Genomic DNA, 14529 nt, shown 5'->3' with positions numbered 1-14529 from the left:
CAGTCCCTAGATCCAGTACGCCGGGTAGCGGCGCCCCGTCAGCCGCGCCCCCGCCAGGCCTACGCCGACCAGGAGCACCGCGGCGAGGGCCAGGAGGGACAGGAAGGGCCAGAACGGGGGGTGTTGGAGGGCGACGATGACCGCCGTGGCCGCGGCCGGGGAGTGCGGGGTGCGGGCGGCGGCCATGACGCCGAGGGCCAGGCCGCCGGCGAGGGCGGCCGACCAGGGGCCGGGGCCGGCGAGCGCGAGGACGGCGAAGCCGGTGAGGGCGGAGAGGAGCTGGCCGCCGACGACCGAGCGGGGCTGGGCCAGGGGCAGGTCGGGGGCGCCCGCGACGAGGGCCATGCTGGCGGCGAGCGGCGGGATCAGCAGCGGCTGGTGGAGGACGGTGCCGACGGCGACGAGCAGCAGGAGTGCGGCGACGCTGATCGCGGTGGAGGCGAGCAGGACGCGCGGGCGGGGCCGGGGCGGCGCGGAGGCGGGCCGGGCGACGACGACGGGCGGGGCGGTGGTCACAGGTGGTCCTTCGGGGTGAGGTGTACGGAGCGGGAGGGCACGGGGGCCGACCAGCGGACCGGCGTCCGGGACTGGACGGTGCGGTCGAGGCGGAAGCGGACGATCCGGCCGCCGGGGCCGTATTCGGTGTGGGCGAGGCCGGAGAGCTGGAGGGTGGTGCCGGTGGGCCAGTCGAGGAAGAGCAGTCCGGCGCGCCCGTCCGCGGCGAGGTTGCCGAGGGTGCGGAACATGTCGTTGCCGGGGTAGTCGGGCCAGCTCAGCTCGGTGGGCGACTCGACGGTGACGAAGCCGGGGCGGCCGCCGCGGTGGCTGACGTCGGCGCCCTCGGACGCGGCGCTGGCGACGAAGAAGGTGTCGGCGGTCCGGATCAGCCGCTGCTGTGCGCGGGTGAGCGCGGTGCGCCGTCGCGCCGCCCCCGCCGGGGTGCCGAGCTCGGCGCCGTCGCCCGTGTCGTACAGCCGGCGCTGTGACACGTACGCGGCGCAGTTGGCGAAGACCCGCTCGACCTCGACGCGCATCCCGCGCGCGCTGGGGCGGGCGAGGCCGTTGAGGCGCAGGCGGCGTCGGGTGCGCGGGTCGACGGCGAGGGTGCCGACGGGGGTGCCGGCGGCGGTGACCGCCGCGCCGAGCGGGTCGTGGGCCGGGATGCCGCCGGCGACGGAGAAGGTGTGCGGGCCGGTGGCGCGGGCGAAGCCGGGGCGGCCGGTGAGCAGGCTCGCCCAGACGCGGCCGGCCGGGTCGGCGGCGCCGAGCACCAGCATCGGCTGGGTCTCCAGGAAGGCGGCGGCCACGGGGGTGATGCCGGTGCGTTCGAGGACGGCGGAGCCGGGGAGGTGCGTGCGCATGGTTCCTCCATGGGATGCGGGCCAGGGGCCTGCCCCACCCCTCGCAGCTAACCTGTCACAGGGACTTTAAAGGTTAGTGATCCGATCCCGCAACCAGTCACGTACGCTTCAGGGGTTAGGGCACGTCCAGGACTCGCCACGCGTCCGGAAACCGCCGGCCCACACCGTCCGCCGAGGAGGGCGCCCGCCATGACCGTCCCGACCGCCGCCGCCCCCGACCCGCGGCCGCTCATCGGCGAGCCCGTCTCCCTGGACCTGCTCAACACCCGCTGGATGGCCGACGGCGTACGGCAGGACCTGCTGACGGACACCGACGGGCTCGCGATCTGGCTGGTCTCGAACGGGCTCGACGGGCGTTTCGCCGCCGATGCGGCCACCCTGCGGCACACCCTCGCCGCCCGGGACGCGCTCGGCGCCCTCGTCGACCGGCCCGGCGACCCGGCGGCCACCGCGCGGGTGGACGCGGTCCTCGACCACGGGCGGATCCGCGCCGTGCTCAGCACCGAAGGCCCGGGCGAGCGGCCGGAGTTCGCCGACCCCGCCTGGGGCCCCGGCTGGACCGCCGCGCGCGACTACCTCGACCTCCTGCGCACCCAGCCGGACCGCATCCGCAAGTGCGCCCACGAGGCGTGCATCCTGCACTTCTTCGACACCTCGCGGAACGGCACCCGCCGCTGGTGCTCGATGGCGCTGTGCGGCAACCGGGCGAAGGCCTCGCGGCACTACGCCCGCACGAAGGACCAGTGACCCTTCCCGCCCCCTCATCAACCCCTACATCAACCCCTATATCAACCCCCTTCCCAACCCTCTGATGAATCACCCTCATTGAGGTGATTCGTTCTCCGTGGCGCACAATCCGCAGTGGCGGATGTGCGCCACACGCGCATTCCGCCACTCGTGAACTCTCCCCAAACCCCTGTCCCTTGCGAAAGGCTGAGCGGTCATCCGGTACCGAAATCCGGACCCTCTTCTTTCACTTCAGGGATGTAAATGACCACCCCCGAATCGCAGAGCTCCATACCCGGGCGCTCGACCCCCGGGACCAGACGCGCGGCCCGTATCGCCGCCGCCGCCGGACTCGTGACCGCGCTGATCGCGAGCGGCGCCGCTCCGGTCCTGGCCGCCGACGACCCGGCGACCGGCACCCCGGCCGCCTCCCCGGTGAAGACCGCCGCCCCCGGCGACAAGCTCGGCGTCACCGACGCCCAGCGGCTCGACGAGGCCGAGGCCGCCCACCAGCCGAACGTCACCGTGCTCGTCGCCACCGCCCCCGGCGCGACCGAGCAGGTCGCGGGCCAGCTCGACGCCGTCCCCGGCGCCTCGGTCGGCAAGCAGGACGACCGGCTCGGCTACGTCCGCGCCACTCTCCCGACCGCGAAGGCCGACGCGGCCATCAAGGCCGCCACGAAGCTCTCCTCGGTCCAGTCGATCGACCTCCAGGCGGAGATCGAGCTCGACGACCCCACCCCGGACGCCGGCACCACCGGCGCCGTCGAGGGCACCACGGTCACGCAGACCTACCCGGCCCCGGGCAAGAACACCCCGGCGAAGAACCCCTACAACCCGTCTCACGAGACCGGTGCGGTGAGCTTCGTCGAGGACCACCCCAAGGCCGACGGCCGCGGCGTGACCATCGGCATCCTCGACTCCGGTGTCGACCTCGGCCACCCGGCCCTGCAGAAGACCACCACGGGCGAGCGCAAGATCGTCGACTGGGTCACCGCCACCGACCCGCTCACCGAGGGCGACGGCACCTGGCGCGCCCAGATCACCCCGGTCGCGGGCCCCGTCTTCACCGCCGCCGGCACCAGCTGGAAGGCCCCCGAGGGCTCGTACCAGTGGAGCCGCTTCAGCGAGTCGGTCACCGCGGGCGGCGACCCGAAGGGCGACATCAACCGGGACGGCGACACCACCGACCGCTTCGGCATGCTGTACGACGTCGCCGCCGGCACCGTCCGCGTGGACACCGACCAGGACGGCGACTTCACGAACAACGAGCCGATGAAGCCGTACAAGGACGGCTACCAGATCGGCTACTTCGGCACCGACAACCCGGCCACCGAGGTCGTCGAGCGCACCCCGTTCGTCGTGCAGATCCGCAAGGACGTCGCGATGGACCCGCTGGGCGGCGACTGGGTCGGCAAGAAGGCCGACTTCGTCAACGTCGGTCTCGTCGAGTCCTCGCACGGCACGCACGTGGCCGGCATCACCGCTGCCAAGGGCCTCTTCGGCGGCCGGATGAACGGCGCCGCCCCCGGCGCGAAGATCGTCTCCGCCCGTGCCTGCACCTGGACCGGCGGCTGCACCAACACCGCCCTCACCGAGGGCATGATCGACCTCGTCGCGAACCGCGGCGTCGACATCGTCAACATGTCGATCGGCGGCCTCCCGCTGCAGAACGACGGCGACAACGTGCGCGCCCGCCTCTACACCCGTCTCATCGACGAGTACGGCGTGCAGCTGGTCATCTCGGCCGGCAACGAGGGCCCCGGCATCAACACGATCGGCGACCCCGGTCTGGCCGACAAGGTCCTCTCGGTCGGCGCCGGTGTGTCCCAGGCGACCTGGGCCGCCAACTACGGCTCCGCCGTCGAGAAGAAGTACGCCATGTTCCCCTTCTCCTCGCGCGGCCCGCGTGAGGACGGCGGCTTCACCCCGACCATCACGGCCCCCGGTTCGGCCGTGAACACCATCCCGACCTGGCAGCCCGGTGCGGGCGTCGCCGAGGCCGGCTACGCGCTGCCGGCCGGCTACGGCATGCTCAACGGCACCTCGATGTCCTCGCCGCAGGCGGCGGGCGCGAGCGCGCTGCTGATCTCCGCCGCGAAGCAGCGGGGCATCAAGCTCTCCCCGAACACCCTGCGCACCGCGCTCACCTCGACCGCCAAGCGGATCCCGGGTGTCGCGGCCCACGAGCAGGGCGCCGGCCTCATCGACATCGAGGACGCCTGGGACTCGATCCTGTTCGGTGCCACCGCCCACGACTACAAGGTCGAGGCCCCGGTCGACACCGTGATCTTCCCGGCCCCGCACACCGGTACCGGTGTGTACGACCGCGAGGGCGGCCTCAAGGTCGGCCAGAAGAAGGTCTACGACGTCACCATCACCCGTACCAGCGGCCCGAACCGGAACGTCTGGCACGAGCTGAGCCTGAAGTACAACGACGGCACCTTCCGCATCCTCGGCGAGGACTTCGTCGCGCTGCCGCTGAACAAGCCGGTCACCGTCAAGCTCCAGGCCCGTCCGTCCACCGCGGGCGTGCACAGCGTCATCCTGGAGGCCGACGACCTGTTCACCGAGGGCGTCGACAAGCAGATCCTCGCCACCTCGGTCGTCTCGGGCGCCCTGGCCGCGCCGGGCTACGGCTTCACCGCCTCCGGCTCCGTGCAGCGCAACAGCCACAAGTCGTACTTCGTGACCGTGCCGAAGGGCGCCAAGACCCTCGAGGTCGCGATCAGCGGGCTGAAGGAGAAGAGCCAGACCCGGTTCATCACCCAGCACCCGTACGGCGTGGCCCTGGAGGACAACGCGACCAACCAGTGCTACCCGCACTACAACCCGGCGAACACCTGCCGTCCGGACCTGCGCTCCTACGCGAATCCGATCCCGGGCGTGTGGGAGATCATCGTCGAGTCCCGCCGCACCTCGCCGGACCTGGACAACCCCTTCAAGCTGGACGTCTCGGTGCTCGGCGCCGACTTCGACCCGGCCGTCCAGACCGTCGCCGAGGCGAAGGTCGGCACCCCGGCCGCCGTGCAGTGGAACGTCACCAACGGCTTCGCCGCGCTCGACGGGCACCTGAAGGGCGGCCCGCTCGGCTCGCAGAAGACCGAGAAGGCGACCATCAAGCACCACGAGCAGCAGATCAAGACCGTCACCATCGGTGAGGGCGTGGAGCGCCTGGACATCGCCATCGGCAACAGCTCCGACCTGGCCGCCGACCTCGACCTCACGGTCAAGCTCGGCGACACGCAGGTCGGCCAGTCCGCCGACGGCGACTCCGAGGAGTCCGTCACCCTGATCAAGCCCGCCGCGGGCACCTACACCGTCGTCATCGACGGCTACTCGGTGCCGTCGGCCGAGGGCACCAGCTACGACTACAAGGACGTGTACTTCTCGTCCGCGCTGGGCTCGGTGAAGGTCGACGAGTCGAAGCAGATCCAGCTGGCGAACGGCGCGTCCGCGCAGGTCGCCGCCGAGGTCGTGGTGAACGCCGCCGCGCCCGAGGGCCGGAGCTTCTTCGGCGAGGTCCAGCTGCTGAACGCGCGCGGCACCGCCGCGGGCACCGGCAGCGTCGTGATCGAGAAGGTCACCCCGTAACACCGGAGGACCGGGAAGATCCACAGGGGGCGGGCGCCGGAACCGGTGCCCGCCCCTCTTCCGTCCCCAGGAGTGTTCTCCCGTCCCCGGATGTGTCTCCGTCCCGTGACCTGTCCGGCCCTTGGACAATGGATTGGACAAGGCGCCCCGGGACATACGCATCATGGAAGCCGCAGCACCTGCACACTCGTACGGAGGAGTCCCCGTGAAGGTCGGAATCGTCGGAGCCACCGGTCAGGTCGGCACAGTCATGCGCAGGATTCTGGCCGAGCGCGAGTTCCCGGTCGACGAGCTGCGTCTCTTCGCCTCCGCCCGCTCCGCCGGCAAGGTCGTCGACGGCGTGACCGTCGAGGACGCCGCCACCGCCGACTACACCGGCCTGGACATCGTGCTCTTCTCGGCCGGCGGCGCCACCTCCAAGGCCCTCGCCGAGAAGGTCGCCTCCCAGGGCGCCGTCGTGATCGACAACTCCTCCGCCTGGCGCCGCGACCCCGAGGTCCCCCTCGTGGTCTCCGAGGTCAACCCGCACGCGATCAAGGACCGCCCCAAGGGCATCATCGCGAACCCGAACTGCACCACCATGGCCGCCATGCCGGTGCTCAAGCCGCTCCACCAGGAGGCCGGCCTGACGGCGCTCGTCGCCACCACCTACCAGGCCGTCTCCGGCTCCGGCCTGGCCGGTGTCGCCGAGCTGGACGAGCAGGTCAAGGCCGTCGCACCGCGCGCCACCGAGCTGACCCACGACGGCGAGGCCGTCGCCTTCCCCGAGCCCGGCGTCTACCGCCGCAACATCGCCTTCAACGTGCTGCCGCTGGCCGGCAGCCTGGTGGACGACGGCTCGCACGAGACCGACGAGGAGCAGAAGCTCCGCAACGAGTCCCGCAAGATCCTGGAGATCCCCGAGCTCAAGGTCTCCGGCACCTGCGTGCGCGTGCCGGTCTTCTCCGGCCACTCGCTCCAGGTCAACGCCCGCTTCGAGCGTCCGATCAGCGTCGAGCGCGCCTACGAGCTGCTGAAGGACGCCGAGGGCGTCGAGCTCTCCGAGATCCCGACCCCGCTCCAGGCCGCCGGCAAGGACGCCTCGTACGTGGGCCGCATCCGGGTCGACGAGACCGTCGAGCACGGCCTCGCGCTCTTCCTCTCGAACGACAACCTGCGCAAGGGCGCGGCGCTGAACGCCGTGCAGATCGCGGAGCTCGTGGCGAAGGAGCTCCAGGGCTGATCCCCTCCGTACGAAGGAACGGCGGCCACCGGTGACGGTGGCCGCCGTTCCTTCTTGTTCGCCCTGGGAAATGTGCCGTGCACCTCCCGCACACCCCGTGGAAGGATGGCCCAAACGTCACGAAACCGAGGAGTTGACCGGGTGCCTGGTACGAACCTGACCCGTGGAGAGGCCCAGCAGCGGGCGAAGCTGCTGTCTGTGGACGCGTACGAGGTCGACCTCGACCTCACCGGTGCGCAGGAGGGCGGCGCCTACCGGTCCGTCACCACCGTCCGCTTCGATTCCGCCGCGGAGGACGCGGAGACCTTCATCGACCTCGTCGCGCCCGCCGTGCACGAGGTCGTGCTGAACGGGCACGCCCTCGACGTGGCCGCGGTCTTCCGGGACTCGCGGATCACGCTGCCGCACCTCAAGCAGGGCCGCAATGAGCTGAAGGTCGTCGCGGACTGCGCGTACACCAATACGGGTGAGGGCCTGCACCGCTTCGTCGACCCGGTCGACGGGCAGGCGTACCTCTACACCCAGTTCGAGGTGCCGGACGCCCGCCGCGTCTTCGCCTCCTTCGAGCAGCCCGACCTGAAGGCCACCTTCCAGTTCACCGTGAAGGCGCCCGAGGGCTGGAGCGTGATCTCCAACTCGCCCACCCCGGAGCCGAAGGACGGCGTGTGGGAGTTCGCGCCGACCCCGCGCATCTCCACGTACATCACCGCGCTGATCGTCGGCCCGTACCACTCGGTGCACTCCTCGTACGAGGGCGCCGACGGCCAGGTCGTGCCGCTCGGCATCTACTGCCGTCCGTCGCTCGCCGAGTTCCTGGACGCGGACCACATCTTCGACGTGACCCGGCAGGGCTTCACCTGGTTCCAGGAGAAGTTCGACTACGCCTATCCGTTCGCCAAGTACGACCAGCTCTTCGTGCCGGAGTTCAACGCCGGCGCCATGGAGAACGCGGGCGCGGTCACCATCCGCGACCAGTACGTCTTCCGCTCCAAGGTGACGGACGCGGCCTACGAGCGGCGCGCCGAGACCATCCTCCACGAGCTGGCCCACATGTGGTTCGGCGACCTGGTCACCATGGAGTGGTGGAACGACCTGTGGCTGAACGAGTCGTTCGCCACCTTCACCTCGGTCGCCTGCCAGGCCTCCGTCGAGGGCACCCGCTGGCCCAACGCCTGGACCACCTTCGCCAACGCGGAGAAGACCTGGGCCTACCGCCAGGACCAGCTGCCGTCCACGCACCCGATCATGGCGGACATCAACGACCTGGAGGACGTGCTCGTCAACTTCGACGGCATCACCTACGCCAAGGGCGCCTCCGTCCTGAAGCAGCTGGTGGCGTACGTCGGCCAGGACGAGTTCTTCCAGGGCGTGCAGGCGTACTTCAAGCGCCACGCGTTCGGCAACACCCGCCTCACCGACCTGCTCGGCGCGCTGGAGGAGACCTCCGGGCGTGACCTGAAGGCCTGGTCGAAGGCGTGGCTGGAGACCGCGGGCATCAACATCCTGCGCCCCGAGATCGAGACCGACGAGAACGGCGCGATCACCTCCTTCGCCGTCCGCCAGGAGGCCCCCGCGCTGCCCGCCGGCGCCAAGGGCGAGGCCGTCCTGCGCCCGCACCGGATCGCGATCGGCCTGTACGACCTCGACGCGGCCGGCAAGCTGGTGCGCACCGAGCGCCTGGAGCTGGACATCGAGGCGGCCGAGCTGACCGCCGTGCCGCAGCTCGCGGGCAGGCAGCGCCCGGCCGTGGTCCTGCTGAACGACGACGACCTGTCGTACGCGAAGGTCCGCCTCGACGAGGTGTCCCTGAAGAACGTCACCGCGCACCTCGGCGACTTCACCGAGTCGCTGCCGCGCGCGCTGTGCTGGGCGTCGGCCTGGGACATGACCCGGGACGGCGAGCTCGCCACCCGCGACTACCTGGACCTGGTGCTCTCCGGCATCACCAAGGAGACCGACATCGGCGTCGTGCAGTCGCTGCAGGGCCAGGTGAAGGCGGCCCTCGACCTGTACGCGGCGCCGGAGTGGCGCGCCGAGGGCCTGGCCCGCTGGGGCACGGCCGCGCAGGAGCAGCTGCGCGCGGCGGCCCCGGGCAGCGACCACCAGCTGGCGTGGGCGCGGGCCTTCGCGGCGACCGCCCGTGAGGACGCCGAGCTCGACCTGCTCGCGGCGCTGCTCGACGGCGGCGAGACCATCGAGGGCCTGGCCGTGGACGCCGAGCTGCGCTGGGCGTTCGTGCAGCGGCTCGCGGCGACCGGCCGCTTCGAGGAGGCCGGGATCGCGGCCGAGCTGGAGCGCGACAAGACGGCCGCGGGCGAGCGCCACGCGGCCACGGCCCGCGCGGCCCGCCCGACCCAGGCCGCCAAGGCCGAGGCCTGGGCCTCGGTCGTGGAGTCCGACACGCTGGCGAACGCGGTGCAGGAGGCGGTGATCGCCGGCTTCGTGCAGGCCGACCAGCGCGAGCTGATCGCCCCGTACGTGGCGAAGTACTTCGCCTCGATCAAGGGCATCTCGGAGACCCGCAGCCACGAGATCGTGCAGCAGATCGTGGTGGGCCTCTACCCGACGGTCCAGGTCTCGCAGGAGACCCTGGACGCCACGGACGCGTGGATCGCGGCGAACGACCCGGCCCCGGCGCTGCGCCGTCTGGTGACCGAGTGCCGGGCGGGCGTCGAGCGCGCCCTGAAGGCGCAGGCGGCGGACGCGGCCGCCGCCTGATCCGGTGAGTGAGGGGCCCCGGACCGATGTCGGTCGGTCCGGGGCCCCTCGTCCTTCACGCGCACGGGTACGGGTACGGGTACGGGTACGGGTACGGCTACGCGTTCGGTTCGGTGTCAGTCCGTCAGGCGGGCGTACGTCGCGCGCAGCTCGGCGGCGCCGTCCTCGGTGAGACTGCCGTGCAGGCGCATCCGGGCGACGCCGCCGTCGGGGAAGGCGTCCAGGCGCACGTGGGTGACCACGGCCTGGGCGGCGAGCGTGAAGCGGTGGAGGGTGTCGGGCTGGAGGCGGGTGCGCGGGATGATCTCGAACCACTCGCCGGCGTCTCCGTTTCGGCCCTGGAGGGAGATCCAGCCGGCCGAGTTTCCCTTGAGGTAGGCGGTGTCGATCTCGACCGCGCGGACGGCGCCCTGGGCGGCGAGCCGGAAGCGCACCCAGTCGTTGGTGCCGCGGACCCGGCGGCGGCGGTTCTCCCAGCCGTCGTCCATCTTGCGCGAGGTGCCCGGCAGGATGATCTGGGTCGGCGAGGAGTAGAACCTGTCGGAGGCGTCCTCGTAGGAGCCGCCGTTGAGCACCGAGATCAGGTCGAGGGTGCCGAGGACGTCCAGCCACTCGGGGTCCGGGACGACCTCGCCGTGCACGCGGAGGCGGGCGATGCCGCCGTCCGGGTGCTGACACAGGCGCAGGTGGGTGTAGCGGCGCTCGGCGGTGATCTCGAAGCCGTTGGCGGCGTGACCGCGCACCGGGGTGGGCGGTACGAGCTCCTCCCACGTGGCGTCCAGGAGCTCCTCCGGACCGGGGCTGCCCGCCACGGCGGCGGCCTGGATGCTCACCTTCTGCGGGTAGTTGCCGCGGAAGTGGGCGGTGTCGACGATGATGCCGCGGATGACGCCGGGGGCGCCGAGCCGGACGATCGCCCAGTCGTGGTCCTCCGGCGCCGGGAACGGGTGGCCGGCGTCGGCGCCGCGGCGGCGCCGGGTCTCCCAGCCGTCCATGATCTTGCCCTTGTGACCGAAGTGCTCGGGGTCGAACACGGCCCGCTCGCGGACGAGCAGGTTCTCGCGCTCGGCGAAGAACTCGTCGTTGGCGGCGACGACACCGGCGCCGAGCCGCCGGTCGGCGAGGTCGACGAGCTCGGTGAAGGGGAAGTCGCCGGTGCGGTAGTCGGCGTACGGGTCGCCGCCGGCGTAGGGGGCGGCGTCGTTTGCGTGCGGGTTCTCGGGGCTCATGCGCCGACTGTGCCGCCGGGGAACCACCCAGGTCCATCGAATGTTTTCGACAGGTGTTTTCAGCTCTGCTGAACGTTCTCGCGCTGAACGTTCTCGCGCTGGACGGTCTCGCGCTGGACGGCGGCCTGGCGCAGCGCCGCGAGGACCCGGGCGACGGCCGGGCGTTCCTCCGCGCCGCGCCGGACCGCCGCGACGACATGGCGGCGCGGCTGGTCGGCGGAGAGCACCCGCATGACGACCCCGGAGCCGGTACGGCGCTCGGCGGCGGCCATCCGGGGCACCAGGGCGACGCCCATCCCGGCCTCGACCATGGCGAGGATCGCGGTCCAGCCGGACGCGCTGTGCGCCTGCTCGGGCACGAATCCGGCGGCCTCGCAGGCGGCGGTGGTGATCTCGGACCAGGGCCCGGAGCCGCCGAAGATCCACGGCTCGGCGGACAGGTCGGCGAGCCGCAGTCCGGCCGCGTCGGCGAGCGGGTGCCCGGCGGGCAGGGCGACGTCGAGGGGGTCGGCGAGCAGCGGCACCCGGCTGAACTTCGGGTCGCGGGCGGTGGGCGCGTGGGCGGCGAGGGAGAGCGCCAGGTCGACCTGGCCGGCGGTGAGCAGTTCGTACGCCTCCGCCGCCTCGGCCTCGCGGACCCGGACGTCGAGCCCGGGGTGGGCGGGGCGCAGCGCCTGGACGGCGGGGACGACGAGGGCGGAGACGGCGGTGGAGAAGGCGGCGACCCGGATCCGGCCCGCCTCGCCGCTGAGGTAGGCGTCGAGATCGGCCTCGGCCCGCTCCAGCTGGGCGAAGACCGCCTCGGCGTGCCGCAGCACCAGATGGGCGGCGTCGGTGAGCCGGACCCGTCGGCCCTGGGCCTCCAGGAGCCGTACGCCGAGCTGCTTGGAGAGGTTGGTGAGCTGCTGGGAGACGGCGGAGGGGGTCATGAGCAGGGCCTCCGCGGTGGCGGTGACGGTGCCGCGGTCGCGCAGGGTGCGCAGGATCTGGAGCTTCTTGATGTCCCACTCGGTCATGGGCCGCAACCTACCGGGCCCGCTACCGGGCCGAACTCACGGCGACTCCGCCGAGGATGAGCACCATGCACCCGACGCCGACGAGGCCGAGCCGTTCGCCGAGGAGGAGGTAGGAGAGCAGGGCGACGCAGACCGGCTGGAGGTAGTAGACGACGCCGGCGCGGGCGGCGCCGACGAGGGCGATGGCGCGGTTCCAGGCGAAGAAGGCGACGGCGGAGGAGAACACGCCGACGTAGAGCAGCGGTCCGACGGTGCCGGCGGTGACCGGGAAGCCGCCCTGGACGAAGAGCGAGAGCGCGTAGGCGGGGGCGAGCATCAGCGCGCCGAGCACGAAGGTGGTGAGCAGGAAGGCGAGTCCGTCGATCTCGGCGGGCTTGCGCCTGAGCAGCGCGCTGTACGTGGCGAAGGACAGGGCGGCGGCGAACATCCAGAGGTCGCCGGCGGCGAGGTCCATGGTCAGGGAGCCCTTGCCGACGAGCAGCAGCACGCCGATGACGGCGACCAGTGTGCCGAGGACCCGGCGGGCGCCGAGCCGTTCGCCGCCGAGCCGTGCGTAGCCCGCCATGATGACCGGGGAGGCGGCCATGATCATGCCCATGTTGCCGGCGGAGGTGGTGAGTCCGGCCTGGTGGACCAGGGTGTTGTAGAGGGCGACGCCGAAGAGGGAGGCGAGCGCGACGAAGCCGAGGTGCCGCCGGATCAGCGCGCGCTGCCGCCACAGCGGGCGGGCGGCGAAGGGCGCGACGGCGAGGAGCGCGATGATCCAGCGCCAGAAGACGGCCTGGACGGGCGGGACGGAGTCGGCCAGGTCGCGGGTGGCGACGAAGCTGCCGGACCAGACGACGGTGGCGAGCAGGGCCAGGAGCACGCCGAGGCCGGCGCCCCGGTGGTTGCCCGCGGGCGCCGGCCTCTCGGTGGCGGTCTCGTTCTTCTCGACGGCGATCAGACTCATGGGAGCTACCGTCGCACCCCCGAAACCTCCAGGTCCATCGAAACTTCCTGAGCGTTCTTTTCAGTAGAGTTGAAAGATTCGGCGCGGGAGCGGGGCCGGGGCGAGAGCTGGCCGGCCAGCGTGGCACCGAAGGCGATGAGCATGCCGAGCACCTGGACCGGGCCGAGCGCCTGACCGAGGGCTGCCCAGCCGATGACGGTGGCGGTGATCGGCGAGAGCGGGCCGAGCAGCGTGACCGAGGAGGCGCTGAGCCGCTCGATGCCGCGGAACCAGAGGAAGTAGGAGATCGCGGTGTTGCCGAGGGCGAGGTAGGCGTAGCCGCCGAGGTTGGCGGCGGTCAGGGCCGGCGGGGCGCCCTCGACGGCGAAGGCGAGCGGCAGGATGATCAGGCCGCCCGCGGTGAGCTGCCAGCCGGTGAGGGCGAGGGCGCCGACGCCCTCGGGACGGCCCCAGCGCTTGGTGAGCACGGTGCCGGCGGACATCGAGAGGGCGGAGAGCAGTCCGGCGACGACACCGACCGCGTCGAGCGCGGCGCCCGCCTTGAGCACCACGAGACTGACGCCGAAGGCGGCGGCGATGGCGGTGAGCAGAGCCTTCACGGTGGGCTTGTCGCCGAGCAGCAGGGCGGCGAGGCCGACCACGAAGAGCGGACCGACGGAGGCGACGACGGCGGCGACTCCGCCGGGCAGCCGGTAGGCGGCGAGGAAGAGGAGCGGGAAGAAGGCTCCGATGTTGAGGGCGCCGAGGACCGCGGACTTCCACCACCAGGCGCCCTGCGGGAGCTTGCGGGTGAGGGCGAGGAGCAGCAGTCCGGCGGGCAGGGCCCGCATGAGCCCGGTGAAGAGCGGCCGGTCGGGCGGCAGGAACTCCGTGGTGACGAAGTAGGTCGAGCCCCAGGAGATCGGGGCCAGGGCGGTCAGCGCGACGGTGGCGGCCTTGCGGGACATGACGGGTTCCCCCCTGCGATGCGAGGACCCGGCACCCCGATCGGGGGCGCCGGACTGGCTTGGCGGTAATTAACTTAGCACTAAGCTACTTATGTGCAAGTGGCTTAGCCACAAGTGACTTAGTTGCAAGTGGCTCAATCGAGAGGGAAACTGCGGGCATGGAGAACCACGACGCCGTCGACGCCATCACCGACCAGTGGGCGGCCGTCCGCCCGGACCTGGAGACGCTGCCGATGGCCGTCTTCGGCCGGATCTACCGGCTCGCCGGCGCCATGCGCGGGAAGGTGGACAAGGCCTACAAGCCGTACGGGGGCATGGCGCTCGGCGAGTTCGACGTGCTCGCGACGCTGCGCCGCTCCGGCGAGCCGTACACGCTCTCACCGCGCGAGCTGACCGCCACGCTCATGATCACGACGGGCGGGATGACCGGCCGGCTCGACAAGCTGGAGCGGGCCGGGCTGCTCACCCGCAGCCCCGACCCGAACGACCGGCGCGGACTGCGGGTCACCCTGACCGAGGAGGGCCGGGAGCTGGTCGACCAGGCCGTCGGCGCGGGCCTCGCCGAGCAGCGGGCCGCCCTGGAGGCCGCGCTCAGCGCCGAGGAGGCGGAGCAACTGGCCGGGCTGCTGCGGAAGCTGCTCGCCACGACGGCGTGAGGACGCGCGAGGGCGCCGCGCGGTACCCGTGTACCGCGCGGCGCCCTCGGAGACGTATGGGTGCGGCGTGAGCACTGTCGGCTCACGCCCTCCTGGCCGGGGCCCTCC

Annotated in this window: 11 protein-coding genes; 5 read left to right on the top strand and 6 right to left on the bottom strand. The window is 72.1% G+C overall.

Going from position 1 to position 14529, the window contains the following annotated elements:
• Positions 1-6: 6 nt before the first annotated feature.
• Positions 7-516: an HPP family protein gene (locus tag AB0M18_RS12805; RefSeq protein ID WP_365756932.1), complete on the bottom strand. Its 510-nt coding sequence runs from the start codon at positions 514-516 to the stop codon at positions 7-9.
• Complete coding sequence (locus AB0M18_RS12800; protein ID WP_365756930.1) at positions 513-1361, bottom strand: pyridoxamine 5'-phosphate oxidase family protein; 849 nt, start codon at positions 1359-1361, stop codon at positions 513-515. Before AB0M18_RS12800 ends, AB0M18_RS12805 begins: the two co-directional genes overlap by 4 nt.
• A gap of 189 nt (positions 1362-1550) precedes the next feature.
• On the opposite strand from AB0M18_RS12800, the gene AB0M18_RS12795 reads away from it, so the two are divergent.
• From AB0M18_RS12795 to pepN, 4 genes are all read left to right on the top strand, one after another.
• On the top strand, positions 1551-2108 hold the full coding sequence (locus AB0M18_RS12795) for a CGNR zinc finger domain-containing protein (RefSeq protein WP_365756928.1): 558 nt from the start codon (positions 1551-1553) through the stop codon (positions 2106-2108).
• A 243-nt stretch (positions 2109-2351) separates the two neighbouring features.
• The gene (locus AB0M18_RS12790; protein WP_365756926.1) at positions 2352-5681 is read left to right on the top strand and encodes a S8 family serine peptidase; all 3330 of its coding nucleotides are present in this window, start codon (positions 2352-2354) and stop codon (positions 5679-5681) included.
• 205 nt (positions 5682-5886) lie between these two features.
• Positions 5887-6903, top strand: coding sequence for an aspartate-semialdehyde dehydrogenase (locus tag AB0M18_RS12785; protein WP_365756924.1), 1017 nt, complete (start codon positions 5887-5889; stop codon positions 6901-6903).
• Between the two features lie 141 nt (positions 6904-7044).
• A complete protein-coding gene (gene pepN / locus AB0M18_RS12780; RefSeq protein ID WP_365756922.1) occupies positions 7045-9621 on the top strand; it encodes an aminopeptidase N in 2577 nt (858 codons plus the stop codon).
• Positions 9622-9737: 116 nt separating this feature from the next.
• Here the strand turns inward: pepN and alc are convergent, their stop codons facing one another.
• The 4 genes from alc to AB0M18_RS12760 are packed head-to-tail and all read right to left on the bottom strand — an operon-like array spanning position 9738 to position 13765.
• Entirely contained in the window at positions 9738-10850 is a 1113-nt protein-coding gene (gene alc, locus AB0M18_RS12775; protein ID WP_365756920.1) for an allantoicase, read from the bottom strand.
• Between the two features lie 59 nt (positions 10851-10909).
• The gene (locus tag AB0M18_RS12770; RefSeq protein WP_365756918.1) at positions 10910-11866 is read right to left on the bottom strand and encodes a LysR family transcriptional regulator; all 957 of its coding nucleotides are present in this window, start codon (positions 11864-11866) and stop codon (positions 10910-10912) included.
• Between the two features lie 22 nt (positions 11867-11888).
• Positions 11889-12818, bottom strand: a complete 930-nt coding sequence (locus AB0M18_RS12765) for an EamA family transporter (protein ID WP_365756915.1) — start codon at positions 12816-12818, stop codon at positions 11889-11891.
• 5 nt (positions 12819-12823) lie between these two features.
• Entirely contained in the window at positions 12824-13765 is a 942-nt protein-coding gene (locus AB0M18_RS12760; RefSeq protein ID WP_365756913.1) for an EamA family transporter, read from the bottom strand.
• 158 nt (positions 13766-13923) lie between these two features.
• Here AB0M18_RS12760 and AB0M18_RS12755 point away from each other — a divergent pair, with 158 nt between their 5' ends.
• Positions 13924-14421, top strand: coding sequence for a MarR family transcriptional regulator (locus AB0M18_RS12755; RefSeq protein ID WP_365756911.1), 498 nt, complete (start codon positions 13924-13926; stop codon positions 14419-14421).
• The last annotated feature ends 108 nt before the right edge of the window (positions 14422-14529 follow it).

The organism is Streptomyces sp. NPDC051909 (genome assembly GCF_040681095.1).
Lineage (GTDB): Bacteria > Actinomycetota > Actinomycetes > Streptomycetales > Streptomycetaceae > Streptomyces.
Note: the sequence above shows the minus strand (reverse complement) of the source record. Positions and strands in the feature narration are given on the sequence as shown.

Excerpts from the sequence above, each read along its gene's own strand:
- AB0M18_RS12800 (WP_365756930.1), bottom strand. The coding sequence starts at position 1,361 with ATGCGCACGCACCTCCCCGGCTCCGCCGTCCTCGAACGCACCGGCATC.
- AB0M18_RS12795 (WP_365756928.1), top strand. The coding sequence starts at position 1,551 with ATGACCGTCCCGACCGCCGCCGCCCCCGACCCGCGGCCGCTCATCGGC.
- AB0M18_RS12790 (WP_365756926.1), top strand. The coding sequence starts at position 2,352 with ATGACCACCCCCGAATCGCAGAGCTCCATACCCGGGCGCTCGACCCCC.
- alc (WP_365756920.1), bottom strand. The coding sequence starts at position 10,850 with ATGAGCCCCGAGAACCCGCACGCAAACGACGCCGCCCCCTACGCCGGC.
- AB0M18_RS12770 (WP_365756918.1), bottom strand. The coding sequence starts at position 11,866 with ATGACCGAGTGGGACATCAAGAAGCTCCAGATCCTGCGCACCCTGCGC.
- AB0M18_RS12765 (WP_365756915.1), bottom strand. The coding sequence starts at position 12,818 with ATGAGTCTGATCGCCGTCGAGAAGAACGAGACCGCCACCGAGAGGCCG.
- AB0M18_RS12760 (WP_365756913.1), bottom strand. The coding sequence starts at position 13,765 with ATGTCCCGCAAGGCCGCCACCGTCGCGCTGACCGCCCTGGCCCCGATC.
- AB0M18_RS12755 (WP_365756911.1), top strand. The coding sequence starts at position 13,924 with ATGGAGAACCACGACGCCGTCGACGCCATCACCGACCAGTGGGCGGCC.